At 58.8% G+C, this 12665-nt stretch carries 12 protein-coding genes; 8 read left to right on the forward strand and 4 right to left on the reverse strand.

Annotated features, from left to right (window positions below; all coding sequences use genetic code 11):
- Positions 1-5: 5 nt before the first annotated feature.
- Positions 6-2552, forward strand: a complete 2547-nt coding sequence (locus C7H10_RS04975) for an EAL domain-containing protein (protein WP_106693985.1) — start codon at positions 6-8, stop codon at positions 2550-2552.
- Here C7H10_RS04975 and tesB read toward each other — a convergent pair.
- The 3 genes from tesB to C7H10_RS04990 form a co-directional block, all read right to left on the reverse strand.
- Complete coding sequence (gene tesB / locus C7H10_RS04980) at positions 2519-3379, reverse strand: acyl-CoA thioesterase II (protein WP_106693986.1); 861 nt, start codon at positions 3377-3379, stop codon at positions 2519-2521. The two genes, C7H10_RS04975 and tesB, sit on opposite strands and share 34 nt — an antisense overlap.
- Before the next feature lie 121 nt (positions 3380-3500).
- Positions 3501-4658 carry an NAD(P)/FAD-dependent oxidoreductase gene (locus C7H10_RS04985; RefSeq protein WP_061330842.1) on the reverse strand — a complete coding sequence of 386 codons (1158 nt, stop codon included), beginning with the start codon at positions 4656-4658 and terminating at the stop codon, positions 3501-3503.
- Positions 4659-4674: 16 nt separating this feature from the next.
- The gene (locus tag C7H10_RS04990; RefSeq protein WP_008173532.1) at positions 4675-4842 is read right to left on the reverse strand and encodes a rubredoxin; all 168 of its coding nucleotides are present in this window, start codon (positions 4840-4842) and stop codon (positions 4675-4677) included.
- Between the two features lie 267 nt (positions 4843-5109).
- Between C7H10_RS04990 and C7H10_RS04995 the strand changes: the two genes are divergently transcribed.
- The 5 genes from C7H10_RS04995 to phoR all read left to right on the forward strand — a co-directional run bounded on the left by C7H10_RS04995 (position 5110) and on the right by phoR (position 9335).
- Positions 5110-5667, forward strand: a complete 558-nt coding sequence (locus tag C7H10_RS04995) for a hypoxanthine-guanine phosphoribosyltransferase (protein WP_061330843.1) — start codon at positions 5110-5112, stop codon at positions 5665-5667.
- The gene (locus tag C7H10_RS05000) at positions 5648-6202 is read left to right on the forward strand and encodes a chorismate--pyruvate lyase family protein (protein WP_106693987.1); all 555 of its coding nucleotides are present in this window, start codon (positions 5648-5650) and stop codon (positions 6200-6202) included. Before C7H10_RS04995 ends, C7H10_RS05000 begins: the two co-directional genes overlap by 20 nt.
- A gap of 78 nt (positions 6203-6280) precedes the next feature.
- Entirely contained in the window at positions 6281-7165 is an 885-nt protein-coding gene (gene ubiA / locus C7H10_RS05005; RefSeq protein ID WP_106693988.1) for a 4-hydroxybenzoate octaprenyltransferase, read from the forward strand.
- Positions 7166-7270: 105 nt separating this feature from the next.
- On the forward strand, positions 7271-7963 hold the full coding sequence (phoB, locus tag C7H10_RS05010) for a phosphate regulon transcriptional regulator PhoB (RefSeq protein WP_058091532.1): 693 nt from the start codon (positions 7271-7273) through the stop codon (positions 7961-7963).
- 52 nt (positions 7964-8015) lie between these two features.
- Entirely contained in the window at positions 8016-9335 is a 1320-nt protein-coding gene (gene phoR, locus C7H10_RS05015; RefSeq protein WP_106693989.1) for a phosphate regulon sensor histidine kinase PhoR, read from the forward strand.
- Between the two features lie 21 nt (positions 9336-9356).
- On the opposite strand, the gene C7H10_RS05020 is transcribed toward phoR, so the two are convergent.
- Positions 9357-10250, reverse strand: a complete 894-nt coding sequence (locus C7H10_RS05020; protein ID WP_106693990.1) for a response regulator — start codon at positions 10248-10250, stop codon at positions 9357-9359.
- Between the two features lie 313 nt (positions 10251-10563).
- Between C7H10_RS05020 and C7H10_RS05025 the strand changes: the two genes are divergently transcribed.
- Both C7H10_RS05025 and C7H10_RS05030 read left to right on the forward strand, forming a co-directional pair.
- On the forward strand, positions 10564-11700 hold the full coding sequence (locus tag C7H10_RS05025) for a lytic murein transglycosylase (protein WP_425269116.1): 1137 nt from the start codon (positions 10564-10566) through the stop codon (positions 11698-11700).
- 158 nt (positions 11701-11858) lie between these two features.
- The gene (locus C7H10_RS05030) at positions 11859-12596 is read left to right on the forward strand and encodes a THxN family PEP-CTERM protein (protein ID WP_106693992.1); all 738 of its coding nucleotides are present in this window, start codon (positions 11859-11861) and stop codon (positions 12594-12596) included.
- The last annotated feature ends 69 nt before the right edge of the window (positions 12597-12665 follow it).

The following is a 12665-nucleotide window of genomic DNA, read 5'->3' on the forward strand; positions in this document are numbered from 1 at the left end:
CTCTGATGAACCCGGCTAAGCTTCTGGCCCTGCTGTTTCTGTTGGTAACGATGCCGCTGAACGCCCAGCCGGCCGAGCCCTCGTACATCCCAGACATGGAATACCTGCGGCTGACGCCAGACACCAGTCTGTCCCCCCAACAGGCCCTGGCCTCGGACGATTGGCAGGTATTGCCGGAGAAAACGCCCAATTTCGGCTACATCCGAGACCACATCTGGCTTCGCTTTCCAGTCAGCAATCCGGAACTCATCACCCTGCTGGAAATCAGCTACCCACAGCTTGATCACATTGATTTTTACCTGATCCAAGACGGCGATATCGTCCGCCATGACAGCACCGGCGATCAGAAACCGTTCCGGGAGCGGCCAGTTCAGCACCCTCACTTCCTGTTCCCGTTCCAGCTGCAACCGGAGAGCGCCTACCAGATCCTGCTACGTGTAGAGACCCAGGGCGCCATGCAGATTCCCCTGAAGCTCTGGAACAGCCGCAGTTATTTCGAGAAAGCCTCTGTCGCAAGCCAGCTGCACGCCGGTTACTACGGCATTCTGATTACCGTTATCTGCTTCAATCTGTTTGTGTTTCTGGCACTGAGGGAACCGGTCTACCTACTTTATGTGTTATCCACCCTCGGTTACCTGATCCTTGTAGGCAGCCTGAACGGCATCACCTATCAGTTACTGTGGCCAAACCTCCCAGCCATACAGAACCGGGCCATGCTGCTGACCGTGCCGTTTGCTATGGTCTTCACCCTCCTGTTCTCACGCTCGTTCCTGAGACTGAAACGGTCCAGCCCAGGGCTTGACCGGCTGATTCTGCTAACCATTACCCTCAATGTTCTGATGGCGGTCATCACCTTCTTCACCGATTACAGCACCGGCAGCCGCCTGACGGTTGCACTCGCCATTCCCAGCTGCCTGCTGTTGACGGTGGTGGGACCGCTCCAATGGGTTCGCGGCAATCCCCAGGCGGTCTACTACACCCTGGCCTGGGGCGCTCTAACCCTGGGCAGCGCCATTACCGCAGCCAACAAGTATGGCCTGATCCCCACCAACTTCATCACCGCCTACGGCATGCAAATAGGCTCCGCACTGGAGGCCATTCTGCTAAGCCTGGCACTGGCGGTACGTATTTACCGGGAACGCCAAGACAAGGTTCTGGCCCGGGAAGCCGAGTTGAGGGCACTGGAAGCCCGGCGATCAGCCGAGCTGCGGCTGATGGACCAGGCCCTGCACCACCCACTGACAGGCCTCCCCAATCGCAGCAGCTTCGAAATGAAACTGAGTGAGCTCACCCACTCGAATGACCGCAAACGCTATGGCGTGGTGATTATTCACCTCAACAACCTGAACTCGGTGACCAAGACCCTGGGCCATCGCAACAGCGATCGCATCCTGGAGCTCGCGTCCAAGCATTACAATGCGGTGATTCGGGATGTACCGGGCGCCATTGCCATTGAGCAGAGCGACGTCCGAAACTTTTACGTGGCCAGCCTGGACCCGCAAACCTTTGCCTTCCTGGTTGATGCCAGCGAAGCCGAAGCTGCCACCCGGGCGGTGCTGCGAAGCATTGAGGAAGTCCGTTACCCGGTTGATTTCCTGGGTATGCAGGTGCCACTAGCGCCGCAACTTGGGGTGGCGATCTATCCCGAACACGGCACAGACGCCAACACTCTTATTCGGCGTGCGGTGATTGCCGAAGGCTCTGACCGTGCCCGGGACCGGGGGATTGCCTACTATAAGCCGTCCCGGGATTCCTACAGTGCAGAACGACTAACCCTGGTATCGGAACTCCGACACGCCATCGACAACAACACGCTGGCGCTGTATCTACAACCCAAGTTGTCGCTCAAGTCCGGCCAGATCGTCGGATATGAAGCCCTGATCCGCTGGCCAGACCGCGAACAACCGGTCGCACCGGACGAGCTCATTGCCCTGGCGGAGCAAAGCGGACTGATCAAACCCCTGACCCGCTGGGTACTGCAGGAAGCCCTGCACATGCGCAGCCGGTTGCTGGAGCTGGGCTTCGACGCAGGCATAGCGGTTAATATCTCGCCCAACAACCTCCGGGAGCCGGATTTCGCGGTATTCGTTCAGCGCCTGATGCAGAGCTTTCACTCCCATATGGGTGCCATTACCTTTGAGGTAACGGAAACCTCGATGATGCAAGACCCTGTGAACTCTCTGAAAGCACTCAATGCCCTGAACGCGGCGGGCATCCCCCTGTCCATCGACGACTTCGGCTCCGGGTACTCTTCACTGTCGTACATCAAACAGCTGCCGGCCAGTGAGATCAAAATCGACCGGTCACTGATTACCGAACTGTCGCATCGGGAGGAAGACCGGGTGATCGTGCGGACCACCATCGATATGTGTCACAGCCTGGGCTACACGGTGGTTGCGGAGGGGGTTGAGGATGACGAAACGCTGCGCCTGCTGGAAGACATGGGCTGCGACCTGATTCAGGGGTACATTCTGACCAGGCCGCTGCCCTTTGACGGGATGATTGACTGGATGTCTGGTCAGCCCAGGCGCTCGCGAATCAGCGCTTCCTGAGTCGTTGACGCCACCAGCAGGCCGTCCCGGGTAAAGAAGTTGCCCCGGTTAAACCCCCGCGCACCGGACGCGCTGGGGCTGTCCTTGTCATACAGCAGCCAGTCGTCCATGCGAAAATCCCGGTGGAACCAGATAGCGTGGTCCAGGCTGGCCACCTGCATCCCCTTGCTCATAAACGTTCGGCCATGGGGGTTCAGCGACGTACCGAGAAAGGTGAAATCGGAGGCGTAGGTCAACAGGCACCGGTGCAACACCGGATCGTCCGGAAGGGGCCCTGCCGCCCGGAACCAGTTCTGCCGATGGGGCGGGCGTTTCTCTGGCTTGAACGGATTCATTGGATTGACCGGGCGGATTTCAATCGGACGATCCTTGGTCATCACATCCCGCAGTTTTTCCGGTAACTTTTCTGCGATCATCTTGCCCCAGTCCTGCTCGGAACGCAGTGACTCAGGTTCTGGTGCCTCAGGCATCTCCAACTGGTGATCCAGCCCCGGTTCGGTCACCTGGAACGACATGGAGCCGGTCAGAATTTCCTTGCCATCCTGGCGGGCAATCACACGACGCACCGAGAAGGTGCCGCCATCACGCACCCTCTGCACCTCATAATCAATCGGCATGCTGTGGTTGCCCGGGCGCAGAAAATAGGCATGCAACGAATGGCACAGCCGGTCCTCGACGGTGCGACTGGCTGCCATCAGGGCCTGCCCCAGTACCTGACCACCAAACACATGGGGGAATCCCAGGTCTTCGCTTTCACCCTGAAAATGATCATCACCGATGGGGGACAAGTCCAACAGCTCCACCAGCTTACGGGTTACCTCTAGCATGCCTGCTCCTGTGTTTTGTTAGCTCACGAACGGGTTTTCTACCCCAGACAGCAAAATTTCGCAACGACAACAACAAGGCAAGGAAGAATATCGGGGCCGGATGGCCCCGATGGCAGGCTGGTCAATCCTGGTGAAGAGGCGGCACTTCCCGCGCCAGCGCCTGTTTTTCAACGGCAAACCGTCCGGTCACCGCAAACCCGAGTGTTTCACCGGCAGGCGACTTGAACAACGCTTTCACGTCTGATGCTTCCTGTTCAATCTGCCAGTTCCCTTCGGCGCCGATCGGTGGCGGGCACACGGCTGTCGGGCAGCAAGGTGTCTTGACCATGATTGGCATGGTGCCATAGCGGACCTCGGTGCGTTCGCCCGTAAGGGTTTTCGCCAGAGCACGGGCGCAGGCCATCAACGGCAGTACATACAGCAGCACCTGGCCGTCCACTTCAGCGCAGTCGCCCAGGGCATAGACATCCTCTGCCGAGGTTTCCAGCGCACGGTTCACCTGTATGCCCCGCCCGGTGTCCAGCCCCGCGGCTTTCGCCAGCTCGGTTCGCGGCCGCAAACCAACCGCTGAAATCACCAGGTCGGCCTGCAGTGTTTCACCGTTACCCAGCGTCAGCCGGACGCCGTCTCCGTCCTCATCAACCCGCTCGACAACGGTTCCCAGGTGGAAACGAACCCCAAGCTCCGTCAGCTCATGGCGAACAGCCTCAGCGGCGGGCTCCGGCAACAGGCTGGGCATCACCGTGGCGTCCGGTGCAATCACGTCGACCTCATAACCACCATTGCGAAGATCGTTGGCAAACTCACAACCAATCAACCCGGCCCCCATGATCGCTACCCGCTTACCGCCTTCCAGCGCTTTGCGGAATGCCCGGTAGTCCAGCAGGTCGTTAATGGAGTACACACGGTCCAGGCCATTACCAGCCAGACCAAGGCGGATCACGTCAGCCCCCCAGGCCAGCACCAGCTTGCTGTAACCTAGCCGTTCATCACCCAGGATCAACTCGTGCTTGCCGGTGTCTATACCGGTCACCGTGGTGTAGGTGCGTACTTCCACCCCAAGCTGCTCAGCCATGGCTTCGGTATCGGCCTGGGCCAGCCCCTGGGCGTCTTTATCTTTGGTAAACCCGGTAGACAGCATCGGCTTGGAATAGCTGACGCCATCATCGGCGGTGACCATAACGATCGGGGTGTCTTTGTCCAGCTTGCGGAATTCGCGTACCAGCGAGTAGCCCGACAACCCGGTGCCTACAATCACAATCGGTGCCTGGTTGGTCATTCATCTGCTCCGTTTATCAGCCGATTTCGATCATCTCGAAGTCTTCTTTGCCAACGCCGCAATCCGGGCAAACCCAATCCTCGGGCACGTCTTCCCATTTTGTACCCGGCTCGATTCCATCTTCCGGCCAACCCTCGGCCTCATCGTAGATCAGGCCACAAACCACACACTGCCACTTCTTCATGCTATCTCTCCCATCAATGTTGGCGGAATATTATTGTCTGACAATGCAACAATCAAGCATCACTTTAAAGATTTGTCCGGACAGGCCAGACAACCGCAAAGGGCCATAATACTCGTACCATTGCCGATGACCAATGCCAGCACGGACGCTCATCCCGGTATATTTGTGCCAATAGCAGTAACTACAGATAGCTACCGGGCGCCACCCCCTCCCTTCAATGGCCCCACTTCGGTATAATCGCCGGTTTTACGACAGGATCCGACCGTTATGACCGATACCGTCGCCGACATGAACCAGGTCATGGCCGAAGCCGACTGCCTGGTGAATGAGCAGCAGGTGAGTGCCGCCATCGACACAATGGCCACTGCCATTACCGAGCGCCTTAAAGACAGCAACCCACTGCTGTTCTGTGTGATGAACGGCGGTCTTATACTGACCGGGCAACTGCTGCCCAGGCTTCTGTTCCCGGTCCAGGCGGAGTACCTGCACGCAACCCGCTACCGCCAGGAAACCACTGGCGGTATCCTGGAATGGAAGCTCCAGCCTGAGGCCGACATGAAAGGCCGCACGGTATTGATTGTCGACGATATCCTCGACGAGGGTACGACCCTCTGCGCCATTGCGGATTACTGCCTGGCTCATGGTGCCCAAGAAGTCCTGACCGCAGTTCTGGTCGACAAGGAGCACGATCGCAAGGCCCGCCCTGGCCTGAAAGCAGACTTCACCGGCCTGTATGTCGAAGACCGATTCCTGTTCGGTTATGGCATGGACTACAAGGGATACTGGCGCAACGCGCCCGGAATCTATGCCGTCAAAGGACTCTGACCACCGCAACGGGCCGATCATTCCCCCCACGCGCTGGTACCGTTCTCTTGCTGCCGCCGGGCTTCACAATCCGGCGGTACACGGCCCGGCCCGGCACTGGCTCCAGGTGGAGGGCTCGTTTACCCGGGCGCTCCAACAACAGTGCCGTTACCGCTTTCACGTGGAAGTCTGCAACGAGGGCTTCGCCGTGCCAACACTTGAGGAAGCACGGCGCCTCGGCCTCGCGCCCCGGCAGCGGGCCTGGATCAGGGAAGTACGCCTGTGCGGCGATAGCCAACCCTGGGTTCTTGCCCGCACCGTCATTCCCCTGGCCTGCCTCGAAGGCAACGGCCGACGCCTTCGCAACCTTGGCAACAAGCCTCTTGGTGCCTATCTCTTCAGCCGTCCTGAATGGCTGCGCGGCCCACTGGAAACCGGACTATGCCAGAACACCGATGGCCAGCAGCCGCAATTGGCCCGGCGCTCCCTGTTTCACCGAGGCAACGAGGCCCTGATGGTGGGCGAGTACCTGCTGCCCACACTCTACCAGCGGTAAACACGGGTTTAACCGGCGCCGCCAGGCTGGCTATAATCAGCCACTGCCCACGTACCCGACCGATGGAAGACCCTTGCCATGCTGCAGAACGCCCTGCCAGAACACGTCCAGAGCCGTCTGGCCGATTACGCGAAGCTGCTGCGCATCGACCGGCCTATTGGCAGCCTGCTGTTACTCTGGCCCACCTGGTGGGCACTCTGGCTGGCCGCCGGTGGAATGCCGTCCCTGGCCAACGTTGTGATCTTCACCCTGGGCGTGTTCTTCATGCGGGCGGCGGGCTGCGCCATTAACGACTTCGCTGACCGGGACTGGGACCGCCACGTCAAACGCACCAAAGACCGCCCCCTGACCACTGGCCGCATCCGGGCCTGGGAAGCCGTCGCCCTGTTTGCCGGCCTGTGCCTGGTGTCGTTCCTGATGGTCGTGCTGTTCACCAACTCGCTGACCCTGTACCTGTCATTCGGCGGTGCCCTGCTGGCCTTCATTTATCCGTTCATGAAGCGCTATACCCACCTGCCCCAGCTGTTCCTGGGCGCCGCTTTCTCCTGGGCCATCCCCATGGCCTGGGCCGCCGAGGCCAATGAACTGAGCCAGCTCACCTGGCTGCTGTTCACCGCCAACGTGCTCTGGACCGTCGCCTACGACACTCTCTACGCCATGGTTGACCGGGATGATGACGTCAAGGTAGGCATCAAATCGACCGCCATCCTGTTTGGAGAGGCCGACCGGGCCATTATCGGTAGCTTGCAGGCGATGGTGATTATCATCTTGATCATGGTGGGCAACCAGGCCGAACTTGGCAGCTTCTATTATCTGGGAGTGGTCGCCATGGCCAGCCTGTTTGTCTACCAACAATACCTGGCACGGGAGCGCTCCCGGGACGGCTGCTTCAAGGCCTTTCTCAACAATAACTGGGCGGGCTTTGCAGTGTTCGCCGGCCTGGCGCTGGATTTGATGATCTGACCATCCAACCATGTCATATACTTGTAACAAAGACGCGTTGTAATGACTCAGCAACATTACTGGGGAGCAATTATTGCTCCCAGGGTCTGACACAGGTTAATGCTCATGACTGGAAAAACTGTCCTGATCGTCGATGACGAAGCACCTATCCGCGAGATGATCGCGGTCGCGCTCGAAATGGCTGATTATGACTACCTGGAGGCAGCGGATGCCCGAGAAGCGCATGCCCTGATCGTTGATAAACAGCCCGACCTGATTCTTCTGGATTGGATGCTGCCTGGCACCAGCGGGGTTGAACTGGCCCGAAGGCTGAAAAAAGAAGAGGCCACGGCGGATATTCCGATCATCATGCTGACCGCCAAGGTTGAGGAAGACAACAAGATCCAGGGCCTTGAAGTGGGTGCCGACGATTACATCACCAAGCCTTTCAGCCCCAGGGAACTGGTGGCACGTCTGAAGGCCGTGCTCCGCCGGGCAACGCCGGCCGGCGTTGACAGCCCCATTGAAGTGGAAGGCCTGACCCTGGACCCGGTCGGCCACCGGGTCACTTCCCCTGAGGGCGCACTGACCATGGGACCCACCGAATACCGGCTGTTGCAGTTTTTCATGACTCACCAGGAACGGGTGTATACCCGCTCCCAGTTGCTGGACCAGGTCTGGGGCGGCAATGTGTATGTTGAAGAACGCACCGTTGACGTGCACATACGGCGCTTGCGCAAGGCGCTCGGCGACAAGTACGATCACCTGATTCAGACGGTACGGGGCACCGGATACCGCTTCTCAACACGAGCCGCCTGATCCATACCGGCCGTCACGCATCAGCGCCGGACACACAACAAGGCAGACTTTGATGCAACACAACTGGTCAAGATATCTGCGCCTGATCTTCGCCGGCCTTGCCGGCGCCACCCTGGTGGGCTGGTATTTCGGCTACCCATTGTATGGCCTGCTCGCGGGACTGATGGCCTACCTCTGGTGGACACTGGGCCAGGCCCGCCACCTCTACCAATGGCTGGCCAACCCCAGCGCCACTGGCGAGCCACCCAAAAGTATCGGCCTGTGGGGTGACATCTTTGACAACCTTCACAAACTTCACCAGGGGCACCTGCTGACCCAGGACCGGCTACGCGCCCGGATCAACCGTGTGCAGGAATCCACCAACGCCATGCGTGACGGGGTCATCATGACCGACGCCCGGGGCGCCATGGAGTGGTGGAACGGCTCGGCGGAATACCTGCTCGGATTCCGGCGCAGCACCGACCAGGGGCAATACATTCACAACCTGATTCGCACCCCGACCTTCAAAGCCTACTTCGACGCCCGGGATTACCGGGAGCCACTGGAAATCCACTCACCAGCCCGGCCCCACATCCACCTGCAGATCCAGATCAGCCTGTTTGGCGATGACGACCGGCTGATCGTCGCCAAGGACGTCACCCGGCTTTACCAACTGGAACAGATGCGCAGGGATTTTGTCGGCAACGTCTCCCATGAAATGCGTACCCCGCTGACCGTCATCAGCGGATATCTGGAAACCCTGGTTGATCACGGTGACGAACTGCCCCCGAAGTGGCGACGGGCCATCAACACCATGGCGGCGCAGTCCTCCCGCATGGAGGCCCTGATAACCGACTTGATCCTGCTGTCAAAAATTGAGACCGGGGAACACACCAGCGACGATGCCCTGACCGATGTCGAACAGCTGATCGAGCAGATCTGCCACGATGCCAGGGCGCTCAGTGGCGAGAGAAATCACAGAATTCTGGTAGAGGTCACAGACCACCGTCTGTTACGGGGCGACGAGAGTCAGCTAAGGAGCGCCTTTTCAAACCTGATCTTCAATGCCGTCAAATACACCCCGGCCAACGGCAACATTGAAGTCTCCTGGAGTACCAACCGGGACGGCGCTCACCTGCGGGTAAAGGACACCGGCATCGGTATTGACCCGGTTCATATCCCCCGACTGACCGAGCGTTTTTACCGGGCCGACCCGAGCCGACACAAAGATACCGGCGGGACTGGTCTGGGCCTGGCCATCGTCAAGCATGTACTGATCAACCACGACGGCAATCTCGAAATTCGCAGTAAGGTTGGCGAAGGCAGCGAATTCATTTGCCACTTCCCCCGGGAACGACTGGTGGAACGGGTTCCGGAAACCAACGACCGCTGATTCGCCCGACACCAGGGCGACCTAGCGGCTACCTGCACGGAATCGCGCCACAAATCGTGACAGATCTTCCAGTTTTTTCGGATCCTCGTCGACAAACCGGATGGTGACGCTGACAAAGTCGGTATCCTGTCGTTTGTCGACTGCCTGCAACTGGTGCACATAGCCATTCAGGCGAGCCATCTGCCCGTCGCCAATATCAATATCCACCACCGCCTGATCCAGGATGCCGGGAAACTCCTGGTCCCGCTTGGCAACCACCCGAACTTCCATCAAGTTGACATCTTTCACCACAGATTTCAGCGTGCTGTCGGAAAACCTGACCGAGGCCAGGCTCATGGGCCCGCGAGCGGCCGGTCTGGACGTGGCTTCTCGACGCCCTCCCGCCAACAGCGGATTGTCCTGTTCCTCGGCACCAGCGGCCGGTTCTTTTCGAGGCTCAGGAGCATCCCGCTTCTGGGTTAGTAGCGCCGCTGATTCCTTGAAGGCATCCGCCGGCCCCTCCATGGATTTGCCGCCTTTCTCCATAGCGTCTTTCAGGCGCCGCCCCATAACCTTGATAATTTTCTTGCTCAACCCCTCAGGACTGAATGGCTTGCCCAGGTACTCGGACACCCCTTCCTTGACCGCCTCAATCACATGGTCCTTATCGCCCCGGCTGGTAATCATGATGAATGGCACTTTCTCGTACTGAGGCTGCTGGCGCATCCACTGCAGCAGTTCCAGCCCGGACATCTCGGGCATTTCCCAGTCACACAGAACCAGATCAAAATTGCTCCGGGACATCAGCGACTGGGCCCGGCGACCATTCTGGGCATCGGTAGTCTCGATCACCGGGAATCGCTGGCGTACGGTGCGTTTTACCAGATCCCTCACAAAACTGGCGTCGTCCACCACCAGCGCTTTCAGTGTTGCCATAAAACCATCCACTCCGGGCTTGCGTGCATCCGTAAACTATAGAACATCGCGGGCTCAGCGTGACCCACCCGCAACAAAAAGACGACAAACACGACAGATGCCATCAGGCATTAAAGAATTGTCACACACCAGGCCCTCATGCAGTGTTTTCCCGGCTGGAAAACAGGCTAACATGGCGACATCGATCGCTTACCTTCGTCCCGAGAGGTTTACTGTGGCTCATCTGATTACACGGCCGAACATCCGCCGTACCCTGGCTGCCCTGTCACTATCGGCCCTGGCCTTTAGCGCTCAGGGCCAGAGCATACCGGTCATGACTGACGAGCAATTTGCCGAGTGCAAACAAACCCTCGAGGCCAGGGCTGTCGGTGCCGGCGTCAGCGAGGCTACCGCCCGGGACGTGCTGGCCAACGTTAACTATATTGAGCGCGTGATTGAGCTCGACCGCCGGCAACCGGAGTTTACAACCACGTTTGCCGATTACTTCAACCGCCGCGTGAATGAGTCCCGAATTACCAAAGGCCGGGAGTTACTCGAAACGCATCGGGATCTGCTCAACCGGGTTACCCGTGAAACCGGAGTCCCGGCGCCCTACCTGCTGGCGTTCTGGGGCCTTGAGACTAACTATGGCAGCTACTTCGGCAAGATGCCGGTGCCCAGCTCACTGGCAACCCTGGCCTGCGACCAGCGCCGCAGCACTTTTTTTACCGAGCAGTTCGTTGCGGCCCTGAAAATCATTGACGAAGGGGCCATTCCCGCGGAACAGATGGAAGGCTCCTGGGCCGGCGCCATGGGCCACGTCCAGTTCATGCCCACTGTGTTCCTGCAACATGCGGTCGATGCCGATGGCGACGGCCGCCGGGACCTTTGGAACAGCCTGCCGGATGCCATGATGTCTGCGGGTAAGTTCCTCCAATCCATGGGCTGGGACGGCGAGTATCGCTGGGGCCGGGAGGTCCTTCTGCCAGCCAACTTTGACTTCAGCCTGTCCGATGGCCGCCGTTTACCATTGGCCGAATGGCGTGGTATGGGCATCACAGATGCCTTTGGCAACGCCCTGGCAAACGAACCGATTGAAGCGGCACTGGTGGTGCCCAGCGGCCATCGGGGCCCGGCGTTCCTGGTTTACAGCAACTTCCGGGTCATCATGGGCTGGAACCGTTCGGAGTTCTATGCCGTGTCCGTTGGCCACCTGGCCGATCGAATTGCTGGCGCCGGCGGGCTTCAGAATCCACCGCCGGAAGATCAGCCCACCCTGTCCCGTGACCAGATCATCCAGCTTCAGGAGAACCTCAACACCAAGGGTTTTGCCAGCGGCAACCCTGATGGCATCCTCGGCTCAAACACCCGTAAGGCCATTCGCGAGTTCCAGAAATCCCAGGGCCTGATTGCCGACGGCATGCCGTCGGAACTCCTGCTAGAGAAACTGAACGTGATCAATGAAAGCTGACGCCCATTGCGTCGGCTTTTTTTACACGTCCTCCATTGGCCAGACTACTAATCCCCTATTAACAGGCAGTTATACACCTGGCACAGATCTGGCTACATGTTCCAGCGATTCCCGGAGCCGACGGGAGAAACTGACTAGCTGGTAACAAGGTGAAGATCATGAACACATTGATGAAAGGACTCGTTGCAACTGCAGCCATGGGCTTTGCGGCGACAGCAGCAGCATTCCCGGTTGACTTGGAAAGCGTGACCGGTGCCTGGGGAAGTCCCACTGGCGGCAGCAATATCCAGGGCGTGGGAACTGATAATTTGCGCTGGGGAGAAGGTCTGGTTACCTGTTCCGGCAAACTTTGGTGGAAAGAATGTTCACAAGGGCCGCAAAGCGGGTACGGGTTTGAGGGTGCCACCAACCTGCCTGAAACCATTACTTCCAGCGACCCGTTTGTTCTTGGCAGCTTCACCCACTTCAACAACCGGATTACGGGCGACAGCATTACTGCTGTAGATCTGGACGTTTATGCAACCTTCTCGACAACTCCTGATAACGGCAATGTCACTGGCCCCTATACGTTCCAGTTTTCCCATAACGAAACGCCAAATGTCTATTGTGGCCCACTGTCCTTTATCTTCGGTTGTTCAACCAAAGACGTTGATGACATTGTGCGCCTGGAAAACATGATTGAGAGCTCAGAGTTCGAGTTCGGCTCCAGCATCTACTCGCTGACCCTGCTGGGCTTTGAGGGTGGCGTTGATGAGATTTATACCGCGGAAGGCAAGGCTACCTCGGTTAACCTGCTGGCGAAACTGAACGTTCGCTCCGTGCCAGAGCCCGGCACCCTCGCCCTACTCGGCCTTGGTCTGGCTGGTCTTGGCCTGGCCCGTCGCCGTAAAGTCTGATGCTCCCACACCGGCGGCCTGCCCGCCGGTGTCTTTCCTCCCAACCAGTGATCTGATTCCGGAATCAGC

It is taken from the genome of Marinobacter shengliensis (assembly GCF_003007715.1).
In the GTDB taxonomy this organism is placed as follows: Bacteria; Pseudomonadota; Gammaproteobacteria; order Pseudomonadales; family Oleiphilaceae; genus Marinobacter; species Marinobacter shengliensis.

Bases quoted from the DNA above. Each gene is read 5' to 3' on its own strand.
- C7H10_RS04975 (WP_106693985.1), top strand. From the start codon at position 6: ATGAACCCGGCTAAGCTTCTGGCCCTGCTGTTTCTGTTGGTAACGATG.
- tesB (WP_106693986.1), bottom strand. From the start codon at position 3,379: ATGCTAGAGGTAACCCGTAAGCTGGTGGAGCTGTTGGACTTGTCCCCC.
- C7H10_RS04985 (WP_061330842.1), bottom strand. From the start codon at position 4,658: ATGACCAACCAGGCACCGATTGTGATTGTAGGCACCGGGTTGTCGGGC.
- C7H10_RS04990 (WP_008173532.1), bottom strand. From the start codon at position 4,842: ATGAAGAAGTGGCAGTGTGTGGTTTGTGGCCTGATCTACGATGAGGCC.
- C7H10_RS04995 (WP_061330843.1), top strand. From the start codon at position 5,110: ATGACCGATACCGTCGCCGACATGAACCAGGTCATGGCCGAAGCCGAC.
- C7H10_RS05000 (WP_106693987.1), top strand. From the start codon at position 5,648: ATGCCGTCAAAGGACTCTGACCACCGCAACGGGCCGATCATTCCCCCC.
- ubiA (WP_106693988.1), top strand. From the start codon at position 6,281: ATGCTGCAGAACGCCCTGCCAGAACACGTCCAGAGCCGTCTGGCCGAT.
- phoB (WP_058091532.1), top strand. From the start codon at position 7,271: ATGACTGGAAAAACTGTCCTGATCGTCGATGACGAAGCACCTATCCGC.
- phoR (WP_106693989.1), top strand. From the start codon at position 8,016: ATGCAACACAACTGGTCAAGATATCTGCGCCTGATCTTCGCCGGCCTT.
- C7H10_RS05020 (WP_106693990.1), bottom strand. From the start codon at position 10,250: ATGGCAACACTGAAAGCGCTGGTGGTGGACGACGCCAGTTTTGTGAGG.
- C7H10_RS05025 (WP_425269116.1), top strand. From the start codon at position 10,564: ATGACTGACGAGCAATTTGCCGAGTGCAAACAAACCCTCGAGGCCAGG.
- C7H10_RS05030 (WP_106693992.1), top strand. From the start codon at position 11,859: ATGAACACATTGATGAAAGGACTCGTTGCAACTGCAGCCATGGGCTTT.